Source organism: Corallococcus sp. AB018 (assembly GCF_003986945.1).
Classification (GTDB): domain Bacteria; phylum Myxococcota; class Myxococcia; order Myxococcales; family Myxococcaceae; genus Corallococcus; species Corallococcus exiguus.
This window is the reverse complement of the sequence record NZ_RAWR01000079.1, coordinates 1-15,012: the sequence shown is the minus strand read 5'-3', so window position 1 is coordinate 15,012 and position 15,012 is coordinate 1. Positions and strand designations below refer to the sequence as shown.

At 68.8% G+C, this 15,012-nt stretch carries 7 protein-coding genes and 1 tRNA gene; 5 read left to right on the top strand and 3 right to left on the bottom strand.

The features are described from left to right. Positions 1–9 precede the first annotated feature (9 nt). Positions 10–1,398 (bottom strand): sigma-54 dependent transcriptional regulator, encoded by a 1,389-nt coding sequence (locus tag D7Y11_RS18115; protein ID WP_158641958.1) that lies wholly within the window; start codon positions 1,396–1,398, stop codon positions 10–12. Positions 1,399–1,647: 249 nt separating this feature from the next. Between D7Y11_RS18115 and D7Y11_RS18110 the strand changes: the two genes are divergently transcribed. The 5 genes from D7Y11_RS18110 (at position 1,648) to D7Y11_RS18090 (ending at position 12,635) form a co-directional block, all read left to right on the top strand. Continuing rightward, positions 1,648–2,292 (top strand): hypothetical protein, encoded by a 645-nt coding sequence (locus tag D7Y11_RS18110; protein ID WP_126934300.1) that lies wholly within the window; start codon positions 1,648–1,650, stop codon positions 2,290–2,292. Between the two features lie 10 nt (positions 2,293–2,302). Further along, on the top strand, positions 2,303–3,193 hold the full coding sequence (locus D7Y11_RS18105) for a hypothetical protein (RefSeq protein WP_126934299.1): 891 nt from the start codon (positions 2,303–2,305) through the stop codon (positions 3,191–3,193). After that, positions 3,184–5,145, top strand: a complete 1,962-nt coding sequence (locus tag D7Y11_RS18100; RefSeq protein ID WP_126934298.1) for a S8 family serine peptidase — start codon at positions 3,184–3,186, stop codon at positions 5,143–5,145. The genes D7Y11_RS18105 and D7Y11_RS18100 overlap by 10 nt, the downstream gene beginning before the upstream one ends. Positions 5,146–5,155: 10 nt before the next feature. After that, positions 5,156–7,525 (top strand): PAS domain-containing sensor histidine kinase, encoded by a 2,370-nt coding sequence (locus tag D7Y11_RS18095; protein ID WP_158641957.1) that lies wholly within the window; start codon positions 5,156–5,158, stop codon positions 7,523–7,525. A 109-nt stretch (positions 7,526–7,634) separates the two neighbouring features. Beyond that, complete coding sequence (locus D7Y11_RS18090) at positions 7,635–12,635, top strand: caspase family protein (RefSeq protein WP_126934296.1); 5,001 nt, start codon at positions 7,635–7,637, stop codon at positions 12,633–12,635. Here D7Y11_RS18090 and D7Y11_RS18085 read toward each other — a convergent pair. Next, the gene (locus D7Y11_RS18085; protein ID WP_126934295.1) at positions 12,625–14,616 is read right to left on the bottom strand and encodes a caspase family protein; all 1,992 of its coding nucleotides are present in this window, start codon (positions 14,614–14,616) and stop codon (positions 12,625–12,627) included. The two genes, D7Y11_RS18090 and D7Y11_RS18085, sit on opposite strands and share 11 nt — an antisense overlap. 240 nt (positions 14,617–14,856) lie before the next feature. After that, positions 14,857–14,932, bottom strand: a tRNA-Thr gene (locus tag D7Y11_RS18080). Between the last annotated feature and the right edge of the window lie 80 nt (positions 14,933–15,012).

Sequence of the window (15,012 nt, the reverse complement as noted above, 5' to 3'; positions counted from 1 at the left end):
GAGTGCCGACTACTCCGCCTCGGACGGCTCGTCCCGGCGCTCCAGCCGGCGCTCCACCGCCTTGCGGCCGATGCCGAGCAGCCGCGCCGCGCCGCTCTTGTTTCCGCCAGCGAGCGCCATGGCCTCGTTGATGAGGGTGGACTCGATGGCCTCCAGCTTGTTCGCCAGCGGCAGCTGCAGGATGGAGCGCGCCATGGCCATCAGCCCGTCCTCGGCGGGGACCAGGCCCTGGGACGGCTCCAGGTAGGCCGCCACCGTCTCCGCGCCGATGGGGTCCTCGTCACAGAAGACAGCGAGCCTATCGATGAAGTTGCGAAGCTGCCGGACGTTGCCGGGCCAGGAGCGTCGCGACAGGGCCTCCAGTGCGTCCTCGGAGAAGCGCAACGGGCGCGGCTGCTGCCGGCAGAAATGGGCCACCAGGGCGGGGATGTCCTGCGTGCGCTCATCCAGCGAGGGCACCCTCACGTTGAGCACGTTGAGCCGGTGGTACAGATCCTCTCGAAAGCGCCCCTGACGCACGCGCGCCTCCAGCTGCGCGTGCGTGGCGGCCACCACGCGCCCCTGGAAATGCTCCTCCGTGGTGGAGCCCACACGGCGGAAGCGCCCCGTCTCCAGCACGCGGAGCAGCTTGGCTTGGAGCGACAGCGGCAGCTCCGCCAACTCGTCCAGGAACAGTGTGCCCCGGCGCACCGCGGTGAAGTAGCCGTCCTGGCGCCGCTCCGCGCCGGTGAAGGAGCCCCGCTCGTGGCCGAAGAGCTGGGACTCCATCAGCATCTCCGGAATGGCGCCGCAGTTGAGGTCCAGCAGCGGGTCCGCGGAGTGCGGGCCAAGGGTGTGGATGGCGCGCACCACCACCTCCTTGCCCGACCCGGTGGGCCCGGTGACGAGCACCGGCCGGTCCGAGAGGACGACCCGCTGGATGGTGGTGCGCAGCCGGCCGATGACCTCCGACGTGCCCATGAGCCCCTGGATGCCCGTGTCCGGCGTGAGGCGTGCGCGCAAGCGCAGCACCTCGTGCTCCAGCCGGCGCCGGCTGCCCAGTCCCTGGACGATGGGGAGCACCAACTCCTCGCACAGCTCGTCCTTCAGGATGTAGTCGTAGGCCCCCGCCCGCATGGCCGCGCGAATCTCCGCCATCTCGCTGGAGGCGGTGACGACGACGGGCAGGGCCGTGGACTTCTCGCGGATCTCCGCGACCAGCACCAGCCCATCCCGGTTGCGGGCGTCCGAATCCAGCCGCACGTCGATGAGCCCGATGTCGATGGCAGTCGTGGCCAGCACCTTCCGCGCCTCTTCGAGCGAGGACGCCTCATGCAGCACCAGTCCCTCCTGCGTGGACAGGATGCTCGCGAGGATGCGACGCGCACTGCGCTGGTCGTCAACGATGAGGATGTTCATGGGCCGGTCGGGTTCGTACTCCTGGGGTCCAAGACACCGCAAGCCATGTGCCACCGCCACGGAACGCCCTCGCATGGGGCCCCGGTCCCAACGTCCGGAGCAGTGGACGGAAATGACCAACCGGCGCGCGACGCTGGCCGGAAACGTCCACACAGATGACAGAGGCCCGCGGCGTCCCCGTGGGACAAGCCATTGGTTCAATCCTTGCCATGACGAGTCTTCGCGCAGTGCCAAGCGAGGGGAGTCGCCATGACGGACGAGAAGAAGCCGAACGAGGCCAGTACGTTGAGCACCGCGGAGGAGACACAGAGGACCCCCACGACCGTTCCCAACAGGGTCGCCGACGATCAGCGGAAGACGGTGCGCCGGGTGCTCAGGACGCTCTTCAACGAGAGCGACGGCGGCCAGTCCGTGAAGGCGCTGCGCGACGCCTTGTTCAGCAGGTCACCCGGTGAAGCGAAAGAGCAAGCCAACGCGATCCTGGCCTCGCTGAACGCCGTCGACGGCACGCCCACGGATGCCCGCTTCAACGATCTTCAGCGCGCGGGGCTCAAGGCCCTGCTGTCCGAGCTGAAGTACTCGCCCGTCTCGCCCATCGGTCCCTACGCCCAGCCCGACCTCCGCAACCGCATCTCGAAGGACGCGCTGCACTTCTGGCGCGAACTGCTCTCCAAGGAGCCGGGAGAGGTGGAGGACTTCCACCTCCGGATCAGCGACTACGCGGCGGATCCGGGCAACCCGATCCGGCTCGAACGCCTGCTCGAGACGATGCGCGCGTATGCCCCCGAGGGGGCGTGGGGCAAGAGGCACGCGAACGCGCTCGCGGCGCTCAACACCCGGAGCGTCGAGTTCCGAGGGCTGGCCTGGTACCACTTCGTCTCGGACATCTGGTGAGGGGGCCGCCATGAGCATGGACGCGACCTTCCAGGAAGTCCTCCGCGGCCTTCCGACTCCGCTCCAGGACTACGGACACACCCTGCCCTACCGTCTGGGCCTCACCCAGGAGCCCGCCGGCGCATGGGAGGAGTTCTGGGTGCTCGACATCAACCGCGATCTCCCCGGTTATGTGGCGGAGGATCCGGAGCACCCCGGCACCCGCCTCGTCTCCGACGCCGCGCTCGGGCACTACCGCGCCGCGCACCACTGCGCGGCCATTCATGGGCTCATCGCCGACCGGCTCGTGGATCGCCAGGTCGACCCCGACATGGGGCTGCTGCTGTTTCGCGGCATCTTCCTGCGTCAATGGGAGCGAGAGCTGACGGCGGCCACGGGCGACCGGCAGGTGGCGCGCGAAGCGCTCGCGCGGGCCCTCATCTCGCTCCGTCGCGGCACCGCACTGGAGCTGCGGACGATGGCGCGGCGTGAGTTGGACCCGCGCACGTACGCCCTCCAGACGCGCGAGAAGCTGCGCTGGGGAGGAACGGCGGCGAGGTGCCTGCTGCGACAGACCGGACAGGCACGGCGGGCCGAGCTGCTGGAGCGCAGCTACGACCTGTTCTGCTTCGCCCTGCAGTGCATGGACGACGCACTGGACTGCGCCGAGGACGAGCGGACACGCGGGGTGAGCGTCCCCTCGGTGCTGGGCCTCCCCTCCGGGAGCCTCGTCCGGGCCATGCCAGCCCTGCTGGGCTCGGCGATCACGCTTGCGCGGGAGGCCCGGCTGGAGCGCCTGGCCTCGTGGCTGGGGAGCTTCTCCAGGCTCGCGCACGCAATCCACCCCGAGGGCGATGCCGACAGGAATGAAGAGCTCGGGCGGCGGCTCGCCGTCCTCGCGGAGGGGGCACTATGGGCCTGAAGCACCTCGGATACGCGCGAAGGGTCATTCTGGACGAAGAGCTCGATGAGGCGCTGCTGGCCATGTATGGCGACAAGGTCCTCGTCGTCTGGTGTGGCCCGGGGATCGACGGCCACACTCCGCAGGCCGTCATCGGTGGCCTCCAGCTCTACCTCATGGGGAAGCAGGAGGTTCCTCCCCCCTGCCCGCAGCTCGTCACCGCGCAGCCCGTCCTGTGCGCCCGCCGGGGCGGACTGATGCTCTCCACCGAGGAAAGGAGGGATGGCTTTGTCGGCATCGATGACGAGGTGTGCACCGACCTCTCCCTGATCGACCTGTGGCAGGGCGCGGGAGGAATACCGAAGCACGGCGAGCTCCCCGAGCCCCAGGTCATCTCCCACGAGGAGTCACTGCTCGTGTCCGCGCTCGACCTCATCGGGCTGACGCAGGCGAATGCCCTCCTCGGACCGGGGCACCCCACGCCCCGCATCGCCATCATCGATGAGTCCTTCTCGGGGCTTCCCAGTGACCTCCCGGACGGCTTCGAGCCTCCGGTCTTCCACGGGTTGCCGCGCCCGCCGTCCAAGTACCTGGGCCCCACCGAGGTGGGGCATGGCACTCGCATGGCGGCCACGCTTCAGGAGGCCTTGGGCCCCACCGTCCAGTTGGGCCTGTTCCGCCTCGTTCCCACCGAAGCGGATGTGCACAGCTCGTGGCTCGCGCCCACGGATCTCGCGCTCACCCTCGCGCACGCCATCCAGGCGTGGAAGGCGGACCTCGTCCTCATTCCGATGGGCGACGCCCTGTGGGGCACCCCGCGCCATCTCCGGGCCGTGCTCCGCGAGGCGCAGCGGGTGGGGCGCGGGGGAAGGGGCATCCCCATCCTCTGTGCCGTAGGCGACTCGACCAAGAACCACTGCCGGGACGGCCCCGTCTCGTACGCCCTGGGCGCCGACGAGCTGGCCAGCCAGCCGCAGGTGCTCGCGGTCTCCTCCACGGATACCGCGGGCCGGTGGTACCGCCGGTACAACGAGACGTTCTGCGCCCCCATCAACCGGTTCGGCCCCGCGGTCGCATTCAGCGCTCCGGGTGAGATGTACCGGGTGACGAGCATCGACGAGAGGCTCGTGGATGATTCCAGCGTGGCGTCCGCGCTGGCCGCAGCCGCCACCGCCGTCGTGCTGCGCCAGGCGCCACACCTGCACGTGCACGAGCTGCGGGAAATCCTCCAGCGGACGGCGGATGTTCCTCCTCTCGTGGACGACGGCCCCGGTACCGCGCACGAGCAATTCAACGCGTGGGACCGGGAGGGCCACAACCCCAAGCTCGGCGCAGGCCGGGTCAACGCCCTCGCGGCCATGCTCGCGGCGGCGGACCCCGTCTGCTTCGCCCTGCTGATGACCCGTTCCCGTCCGAGCCGACTCCCCGCGCGCGGCGTGGCGGAGTCCGAGCCGGCCCTTCTTCGCGCACTGGCCTGGTACCACTGGATCCAAGTCCACGCGGTCACGCCGGGAGAAGACCTGGACGCCGAGGGCCAGCGCCTGCTCTCGGGCTACCTCCGGGTGCGTGGAGTGATGGCGCGCTGGCTGCTGTCCTCCTCAAGGTGGAGGGAGTCCCTGATGTGGCTGGCGCGCCACCTGATGGCGCTCTGGGACGGGGAGGACACACTGCTGGATCCCGAGGGGAATCGCGACCACGGCGCCCTGGTGCTCCGGCTGGACCATGCGCTCGAAACACTCCGAGACGAGCTGGTCACCCCCTCATTCCCCGAGGACGCGGCAGAGCTCCTGCCGTGGCTCGATGCGCTGCGGGCGGAGCTGGAACGCAGGGGCGGACGCTGGCTCCAGCGGTTCCTTTTCGGAGGGAGCAGTGCATTCGACCCGGTATGGCGGCCCGGGGTGCCCATTGGAACTCTCCTTCGCGCCATCCTGGCCACGCGCAAGCCACGGGTCGACGTGGTCGAGGTGGGATAGGCTTGCGCGAATGCCCTCCTCCGGCAACGTCCCCTGGCGTCAATCCAGGCCCGTGACGTGGCTCGCCGTGACCGCGGTGGCCCTGCTGCTGTCAGTGGCCGCCGCGGCCTCGGTGAACGCCTGGCGCAGTTTCGGAGCGCCCTTCCCCGGGCTCTTCGTGGATCCGTACGCGGACTTCTCCAACGTCTCCATGCCGGCCTGGGCGCAGGAGGGGCTACCACTCAGGTATCCCGACCGGCTCGTCGCCATCGAAGGCCAGGCGTTGCCGCGCGCTCACCTCTTCCCGTCCCAGACCGCGGCCGCGCGCATCGCCGCGCTCGCGAGAGACGGGGCCACGGAAGCACGGCTCACGTTCTCCACGTCCGAAGGCCCACGCGAGGTACGGCGCCCCCTGCTGGAGCTGGGCACCAACGAGGTGGGCTTCTTCTTCGGCTTCTACGCCGTGGTGGCGCTCTTCCTCCTCTGGACGGGAGGCGTCGTGCTGGTGATGGCGGGACACCGCCCGGGAGCACGCGCCTACGCCGCGTGGACAGTGGGCGCGTACCTGCTCTTCCTGACGTTCTACGACTACCACACGACGGCGAGGCTCCCGGCGGCCTTCTCCCTGGGCGGCGTGGGCTTCGACCTGGGCTTCCTATGGCTGGCCTATGCCTTTCCCGAGCCCCCGAAGCGCGGGCGCGCGGTGCTTCGCACGGTCCTGCTGGCGGTGACGGCCTGGGGCGTGGGCGCCGCGGTGTGGATGGTGGCCGCGCCATGGCTGGGGCATGACGCTTCCACCACGCGCCAGGTGGTGGGACAGGGCGTCCCGGCCAGCATGGCCGTGCTGCTGCTGTCCATCCTGCTACGCCTGGGCCGGGGCAGCGGGCGGGAGCGGGCCGAGTTGCTGTCCGCCGCCTGGGGACTGGCCGCCGCGCCCGCGACGCTGGCCGTGGGCTTCTTCGTGGCGCTCGCGTCCGGCAGCGGCGTGGTGCACCTGTTCGTGCCCTTCGTCATCCCGCTGCTGCCGCTGTCCGTCGGCTTCGCGCTGGTGCGCCACAACATCCTGGAGACGGACGTGGTGCTGTCGCGCCGGCTGCTGGCTGGGCCCATCGGGTTGGCCTCGCTGGGTGGCGCACTCCTCGCCTGGCTCGCGCTTCGGCTGCTGGTGCGTGAGGGCGTGGAGACGTGGCTTCCCACGCTGCTCTCCGTCCCCGTGCTGGTGGGCGGGCTCATGGCCTGCAACCGCCTGACGCTGTGGCTGTTCTTCCCGGCCGCGTCGCAATTCCGCCCCAGCATCGAGCAGCTCAGTGATCAGCTCTCCAGCCTTCACGAGCTGCCCGCCATCCGTCAGGCCGTGGAGGCGGTCGTGTCCCGCTGGCTGCCCACCAGCGGCCCCGTGCGGGTGCTGGAGGCACGAGTGCTGACGTCGGTCCCCCACCTCCCCGAGGACGCGCTGGAGCGGCTCAACACGGGCCAGCACGTGTGGACGCTGGAGACGCCGTGGCAGCGCCTGCTGGTGGTGCCCATGCGTTCGCTGGGGCGGCTGCGCGGCGTGCTGCTGCTGCCCCCCAAGCACCAGGCCGCCCTCTACACCAGCGAGGACCTCACGCTGCTGGCCACCATCGCGAGCCTGGGCGCGGTGTCGCTGCACCACGCCGAGGCGCTGAAGGAACTGGAGGCCCTGCGGCGCAGTGACGTGGAGGCCACGCGCGACGAGAAGCGGTTCACGCTCGGGCTGCTGGGCGCCGAGATGTCGCACGAAATCGCCTACCCGCTGAACTTCTTCCGCTATCTGCTCAAGCGCAGCGGCAAGGGCCACACGTTGGAGCCCCAGGACGTGGAGATTGGCAGCGAGGAGGTGGCGCGGCTGGAGCGGATGCTCGCCACGCTGCGCAAGTTGAAGTCTCCCGCGCCACAGCTCGCGCCGGTGCCGCTGGTGGGGCCGCTCAAGCGCGCGCTGGAGCTCATCCGCGAGCCCGTGGAGGAAAAGCGGCTCTCCGTGTCCGTGGAGGTGCCGGAGGACCTGCTGGTGCTGGCGGATCCGGACATGGTGCTTCAGGTGTTCGCCAACCTGCTGCGCAACGGGGCGCAGGCGGTGGACCCCGGGGGACGTCTTGGCGTGAGCGCCGCGCTGGAGGAAGGGGGCATCCAGTTGAAGTGCTGGGACTCAGGGCCTGGAGTGCCCGAGGCGCTGCGCGACAGCATCTGGAATCCGTGGGTGACGACCAAGGAGGGCGGCTCCGGGCTGGGGCTGGCCATCACCCAACGGCTGGTGAGCAGCCTGGGGTGGCGCATCAGCCTGGAGCGGAAGGAGGAGCACACGTGCTTCTGCATCCACGTGCCAGACCGTGCGCTCCTCACTTCACCCGCGGCGGCGAACTCCACCGCCGCGAGCGCCTGACGACTCGAAGCAAGCTTCACAGCTGCTGCACTGCCGCCGATGGTCACCGCGGGACTGGCCCATGGCGTCGGATGGCGCGGGAGGAAACTGAGCCGCGGTGGGAGATTCCATGAAGCGTGTGCTGCGTCCCAGGACACCGAGCCGGATCGATCAGGACGTGCGCCCACCGCTGGCGGTGGTGATTGGCATCGCGCGCCACGCGCAGTCACGGCTCACGCTCCAGACGCCGGTGAACGACGCCCAGACTTTGGCGACGGTGCTGAGCCGGTGGCACGGCTACGAGGTGTGGCTGCGCACGGACGAGGATGCCTCGCTGGCGGCGCTGCACTCCCTGCTCACCGAGGAACTGCCCGAGGCCGTGTCCAGCGAACGAAAGGACGAGGCGAAACAAGAGGGGCGCCGCGTCCTCTTCTACTTCGCGGGGCACGGCATCTCCGCGCAGGGGCTGGAGGGACCCGACGGGCACCTGGTGCCCTACGACGCGGACGATACGCTGGACTCGCTGCTGCCGATGGCGGAGCTGAACACCGAGCTTCAGGCGCTCCCCTGCCGCCATCTGCTGCTCATCCTGGACTGCTGCTTCGCGGGAGCGTTCCGGTGGTCCGGCCGGCGCGAGGCCGTCTTCACCGCGCCCGCCCTATACGAGGAGCGCTACCAGCTCTACCTGCGCACCTCCGCATGGCAGTTCATCGCCTCGGCGGCCTACGACGAGCGGGCCATGGACGTCCTCGCGGAACGAACCCTGGGTGCACGGGGGCCGCTCAAGGGCACGGCGGCGCGACACTCGCCCTTTTGCTTCGCGCTGCTCCGAGGGCTGCTCGGAAATGCCGACATCTTTCCTCCCGCCCTCCAGGAGAAACAGGCGAAGGGCGACGGCGTCATCACAGCCACGGAGCTGTACCTCTACCTCAGGAACGAGCTGTCGGACGGGAACACGACAGCGGGCCCCACGCAGACCCCCGGCCTGTGGCTCCTCCCCCGGCACCACAGCGGCGAGTACGTCTTCCGGACACCCTGGGACACCCGGCCGCTGAAGAAAGCCCCCGAGCTGAGCCTGGAGAACAACCCGTATCGCGGCCTGGAGCCCTTCTCGCACCAGCATGCGGACCTCTTCTTCGGACGTCGGGACGTGGTCGAACGACTGCGCTCCCAGGTGGAGCGGCACCCCTTGACCGTCGTCCTCGCGCCTTCAGGAGCGGGAAAGACGAGCCTCGTCCAGGCCGGGCTCCGCCCCGAGCTCTCCAAGTGGCACGCGGACTGGGCGCAGTATTCGCTGCGTCCGGGCGGCACGCCCTTGCAGGAACTGGCGAAGGTGCTCGCGCTCCTGATCGGCCCTGAAGCGTCCGCGGCTTCGCGCCCTCTGGCGGACCAGGTGCGTGACCTGCCCCCGGGCCCACCCGTGGTGCTCATCGTCGACCAGCTCGAGGAGCTCATCACGCTACGCCCAGGCGAAGCCGCGCGAGAAGCCTTCCTGGCCACCCTGGCTGCCGCCGTGGCTTCGAACCGGTTCCACATCGTCTGCACGCTGCGGAGCGACTACGAGTCCAGCTTCGTTCGGGGAGCCCTCGCCGGCTGGGACCAAGCCCGCTTCCACTTCGAGCCCATGGAGCCGAGAGCGCTCCAACTCGTCATCGAGGGGCCCGCCGAAGCCCGAGCGCTCGTGTTCGAGCCTCCCGATCTGCCCTCGCGGCTCGCCCACGAGCTGGCCGCGATGCCAGGCGCTCTCCCGCTGTTGTCCTTCACCTTGAGCCAGCTCTATCTGAAGTACCTGGAGCGCGGCGCGACCGACAGGCGACTGACGCAGAAGGATTATGAAGAGCTGGAAGACGTGCACGGCGCCCTGTGGAAGCGCGCACGCGACGTCTTCGAGGCGCTCGATGCCCCCACCCAGGAGACCATGCGTCACCTGTTGCTGCGCATGGTGGCCCTGGAGGGAGACCGGGCCCGGCGCAAGGTGCCGCGAGATGAGTTGGTGTTCAGGGACGAGGCACTGAACCAGCGCGTCGAGCAGGTCCTCCAGGTCCTTTCCAGCGCCGATGCCCGGCTGGTCGTTCCGGACACGAACGCACAGGGCATCGGGCACGTGGAGCCCGCGCACGACGCATTGGTGCGCGGATGGAGCTACCTGGACATCTGGCTGGAGGAGGAGAAGGACACCCTTCCGCTCCAGCGCCAGCTCACGGAAGCGGCCCGTGAATGGGAAGCCCGGGGCCGGGACCAGGGACTGTGGCACGATGATCCCCGGCTACCACACACCTTGGACCTGGAGCCCTGGCTCAACGTCACCGAGCGGGAGTTCATCGAGGCCAGTTACCACGAGCAGCGAAGCCAACGGGCCGTGCGCAACCGATTCCTGGCAGCCATCGCGCTGACGGTTCTCACGGTGCTGGGTGTCACGGTCAGCAGGAACTCACAGCTGGCCCAACGGGTGGCCGCCAGTTCTGCCGCGTCGGCCGCCTCCGCCGAAGCCGAGGGAGACGTGGTCCTCGCGCTCCTGCTGGCCTCCGAGGCGGTGGAGCAGCTCCCTGCCGACGACCCGATGCGTCCCTCCTACGTGGCGAAGCTGATCCAGCTCGCCGCCCGGGCTCCAGAGCAGGTCGGCAACGCGGCGTTCGAGGCGGAGCGAGCCTTCTTCAGCCCCGACCTGGACTTCGCGCTGATGCTCTCCCCCGGGGACCATGCCCTCGCGGTCTGGGACGCCCAGGCACGAGCCCGGCGTCAGACCCCCATCCAGACCCTGGGGCAGGGTCTTCACGCGCATCCCGCCTTCAGCCGGGACGGCATGAGCATCGCCGCCGTGGCGAGCACCGACATGGAACAGGAACCACTCGTCCTCCATGCCTGGGACACCCGCTCCGGGACTCCGTGGTTCGCCCGGGAGCTGCGCCGTCCTCGGGTGGGTCCCAGGCCGAAGCTTGGCATGTACGAAGGACGCTCCCCCCTGACCTTCTCCGGAAATGGCGCCGTGCTCATGATGCGCTCTTACGGTGCGTTGACGAGTTGGGGCACCGACGGGGGCGTGCTGTTCGAGAGTGAGGGGCCAGGCGTCGACGAAATCGCGCTCATGGACACCGACTGTTCCAATGGAGGCGCGGGAGCCGTTCCTCGAACCCGATACACCATCGACGGCGGTGTACCGGAGGCATGGGTGGAGTTACAGGACGTCACGACAGGGCAGATGAGCCCCCTGCTTCCCGGACAAGCCCATCAACGCGTCGAGCAGGTGACACCCCTTGGGGGCTCGGGCCGGGTCGCACTCGTGACGCGCGCCGTGGTCCCCGCGACAGCCGCATGTGCCTACGAACGGCAGCGAGATCTCGCGTACCACCCCGCTCCTGGATGCGTGGATCCCCCGGTGCCCCTGCCACGGCCGGTCGGCCGAGCTGGAATTGACGGAGGGGTGGAGATTTCCCGGCTCCAGGTCTGGCAGGGGCCTCCATGGTTCCCCGCCCCCGGATTCCGCCCCTACGACCTTCCCGAGCGCTTCCACATCGTGGATGTCTCGAAGGATGGCACCCGGGTGCTGACCACCAGCGAGAGCAACGTCAACCATGAAGCGCATGGGGTTCGTGTCTGGCGGGTGGAGGACGGTGCCTACTTCATGCTCTCGCTTCCCCTCGATGAAGCTTGGGCCAGTTTGCGCCTGAGCGAGGACGGGCGCCGGCTCATCACGACGTCGAGGCAGCGAAGTGTCCAGGTCTACGACGTTGAGACAGGAGTACGCCTGGGGGGCCCACTGCGTCTTCCCTTCCGCGCTGCCGGCACTTCCGTATCCAGGGAGGGTTCGCACCTGGCTGCGGTCAGCAACGAAGGCATGGTGCTCGAATGGAAGATCCCCCTCTCGCGCCCCATCCAGACAGGTCGACTCCCCATGCCGGAGTCACGGGAATGGATCGCCATCAGCCCCTTGATGGAGCAGGTCGTCTCCTGCTCCAACGTGCGGACCCAGGGCTGCGACACTCCACAGCTCCTGGATGTCCAGACGGGAGAGGTCCGATGGTCCCCCCGGTCGCCCGCGTCCGGCGCCTACTCCCGCCTCTTCGCATTCAGTTCCGACGGCTCTCGCATCGCGAGCGTGCTCCTTCCAGACGCCTCTGCCCGATCTTCTGATGTCGAGGTCTGGCGCATCAATGACGGTGCGCGGCAGAGTGGCCCTCTCCATCTTGAGGGCCTTGTGGTCGCGCTCGGATTCCTCCCGAAAGGCGACCGACTTACCACGGTGACCCAGCCCTCGTTGGAGACGGAGCAGGGCGACATCCTTCAGACTTGGAAGCCGGACACGGCCGCCGTTGTCTGTCAGCAGGAGCTGCCTCGGGATTGGCAGCCCCTCGGTCTCACCCGGAGCGCTCGGCACCTCGTGGTGGAAGATGTGAGACGGGCTCGGGTCCAGCTGTGGAACACGGACACGTGTGAGCCTCTGAAGCTGATCATCCCGGTGGGCGGTGACACCACCGAACTGGGAAGCCTGGCCCGAAGAGCCCTCCTGGAGTCCACCGACGTGCTGCGGGAGTCATGCGCGGAGTTACGCCTGTCCTTTGCTGGAGGAGGAACGTGGATCCTGCGCACCGGGGAGAAGACGGTTCAACTCATGGACGGTGCAACGGGCCAACCGGTGTTGCCCCCCATTGCTCCACCCGAGGGCACACGCCACGTCGTGCATGTGGGGCCTGGCGGACGATGGGTGGTGTCCTCGACGGTCATCAATCGGATGGTGGCGGGAGAGAACCAGCTTCTTGGGGAGTGGCTCCAGGCATGGGACTCCTGGACAGGCCGCGCCCTCACTCCCGACATCTGGAGCAGGCAAGGAAGTCTCTTCACAACCATCCATGCCTTGGATGGAACCCTGACGACGCTGGCTGCGGATGGAACGATCCAGCGTTGGTTCGTGGCCGCTCCGGTCCGGGATGAGAACTGGCTGCGCGGGCTCGCGAGCGCCATCACCGGCATGGCGCTCGATGTGTACCGCCTCCCTCAGCCCCTGCCTCCGGAGAAGCACCGGGCCCTGGTGGAGTCCGTGCGCAAGCAATTGCTGGAAGCGGCTCGGAACGGCGATGCCAACGCCCGAGCCCTTGTCCCAGTCCTCGTCGAAGACGGGCCGCTCAGGCCATGAGGTCCAGCGCTGGCCGCGGATGCCCCACGGAGTCCTCCGCCTTCGGGGGCTCCAACAGGAAGGACATGCAGCGGACCGCGTAGCTCACCGTGTCCTCCTGGATGATGGCCTCGCGCTTCCCGCCCCAGGTCGCCTGCTGCACGAGACTTTCGAGCTGGGACCCAGGCCCCTTGAAGGTCGCGTCCCTCACGCCATGGGCCTCCAGGCTTCGCAGGTCCTGCGGAGCATTGGAGACAATGACCACTAGCGACTCCAACCCACGCACACCCGTCGCTGGCACTGAGTCCGGCCACGCCAGCTCGAATCCCTCCAGCGGAGCATCCCCGGGCCGCTTGCCAATCCACCGCTCCTTGCCAGGTTCCACCAGCATGCCAGAAGGCTCCGAGGCATTGAGGACGCGGATGCGGCTGCTCACGCCCACGTCGAACCCTGTGGCGTAGAGCTTCGTTGTTCCCTCGTTCCGGATGCGCACGTAGAAGCGCTCGCCTGGAGCCAGGCAAGCTCCAGACACAGGGAGCGGCTCCGCCCGACCCGCCACGACACGTCCCCACTCGATGGCGCAGGGCTCCGCCAGGGCATGCGCCTCCGAGCCGCTCTCCAACTCCCGGAGCAACTGCGCCCGCGCCGTGACCTCCAGGTTGTCGATGAGCAGACCCACGCTCTCCACCTTCGCGGGCAACGGCCTGGCCGCGAGCACCCGGTCCCGGTCCCGAAGCTCGATGCGGTCCGTGGTGAAGCGGACGTGCATCAGCACCGGGCCATCCCCGGTCCCCATGGACTTGCGCACCAGCGTGGATGTCGCGAGCCGCTTCTCCAGTTCGGCACGCACTGCCTCGTGATGCTCGGCGTCCGACGTGGGCGACTCGATGTCGATGGGCCGGCGTGGCAGCAATGCGCGCGTCAAGAAGGCCACGGCCTTGTCCACTCCCGTCGGAGCCTTCGGCGACAACGCGACCTCACTTCGCTCCGCGAGCACGCTCTTGACCTCGGCCCTCGCCAACTGGCGTGCCGGGTCCACTTGCATCGCCGGGAAGGGCATGAGCGTGTACTCGTCGCCCACGTGCACCCCGTGCAGGCGCCCACCACGCAGCCAGTGCCGGCCGTCGGCGGTGAAATAGGGCAATGACGCCTGCGGCACCGGCTCGTCGAGCCCGAACACGACTCGTCGCACCGGGCCCTCCACTTCCGGGCGCTGCGTGGGAAAGCGGGCCAGCACCTGCTCGCGAATCCTCCGGCCGAGCACCTCCCATGACACCGGCAGCCCCTGGGCCTCCTCCAGCGCCCTCAGGAAACACTCGGTGAGGATGCCCGTGCGGAGCCCTGACGCACTCGTGTACTCCCAGGCCGACTGGTCCACGCCCGCCGCCGCCAGCCGCACCGCATGCGGGTTCGACTCCAGGAAAGGCCCCTCCGCGCGTGCCCCCTGCTGGCGTAGCCGCGCCAGGTGCTCGGAAGCCCGCTGGGGCCAGGGCTTGCCTCGCGACTTCAGCGCCTCGTGCTGCTTCGCCGCCAATTCCAGGTCGTCCAGCGACCGCACCGTTGAATCCAGATCGGGCGCGCGGGACATGGCACTGGAGTGGCAACAGTCCAGCACCACCGTGACGTTGCGCGTCTTCGCCGTCAGCGCGCCCTGGAGCGCCGACAGCTCGGGTGCGGTGATGCCTCGGAAGTCGTCATCCGTGGACTGAGCGAAGTCCGTGGGGATGATGAGTTGCACATGACTCTCCGCGGGCCCCGAGCCCCCGGTCACGGCGAGCCGCGAGCCATGCCCCGAGTAGTAGATGACGGCGCAGTCCCCGTCCTGGCTCGCGCCGATCAGCCGTCGATAGGCGTCCAGAATGCCCTGCCGCGTGGCGTTCTGGACGCACGATTCGACCTCGAACCCCAGCGCCCCCAGCGCACGCTCCATGCGCTCCGTGTCGCTGAGCACCCCAGTCAGACCGAACGTCTGGCATCCCATGACCAATGCACGCTTCTTCATTCGCTCTCCCTCCCGGGGCCGAGCGTTTCAAGAAGGGCGCCACCCTGACGCCCCGTCACGGCGGTCACATCCGGCGGCGACGGGGCCTTTCGGTCGGTGGTCGCTTTCGTCCACCCGCTGGCGGGTTCCGACCAGCGCCCACCACAGGCACAACACCAGCCACGGCAGACGCACGCGAGACTCCGGAGCGCGAAAACGAAAAAGGCCGGCTGCCACAGGGGCAACCGGCCTTTCTCTTCTTGGAGCCGACATCCGGATTTGAACCGGAGACCTACTGATTACGAATCAGTTGCTCTACCAACTGAGCTATGTCGGCGCACCGAAAGCGGCGCGTAAGTACCATCCGCATCCGGACCCGGCAAGGAGTTTCTCAGGGGATTTTCGAGCCCCCGCCCC